Raw genomic sequence first — 270 nt, forward strand, 5'->3', positions numbered from 1 at the left:
GGGATCGGCTTGATCTTGCCGGTCTGGATCAGCGTCAGTAGCTCGAACAGTTCGTCGAACGTGCCGAACCCGCCGGGGAAGGCGGCCAGCGCGCGGGCGCGGAGCAGGAAGTGCATCTTGCGCAGCGCGAAATAGTGGAACTGGAAGCTTAGCGACGGCGTGACATAGGGGTTGGGCGCCTGTTCGTGCGGCAGGACGATGTTGAGGCCGATCGATTCGGCGCCGACATCGGTCGCGCCGCGGTTGGCCGCTTCCATGATCGATGGGCCG

The 270-nt window shown here is 65.2% G+C and carries 1 protein-coding gene; it reads right to left on the bottom strand.

Translation table 11 applies throughout. From position 1 onward, the window contains the following. Positions 1 to 257 (bottom strand): LOG family protein (locus PU683_RS22190; RefSeq protein ID WP_277174666.1); only part of this gene is annotated, 257 nt, incomplete at its 3' end. Positions 258 to 270: the final 13 nt, after the last annotated feature.

Origin of the sequence: Candidatus Kosakonia sp. 282A-S69, assembly GCF_029433855.1 — a bacterium.
Classification (GTDB): Bacteria; Pseudomonadota; Gammaproteobacteria; order Enterobacterales; family Enterobacteriaceae; genus Kosakonia; species Kosakonia cowanii_A.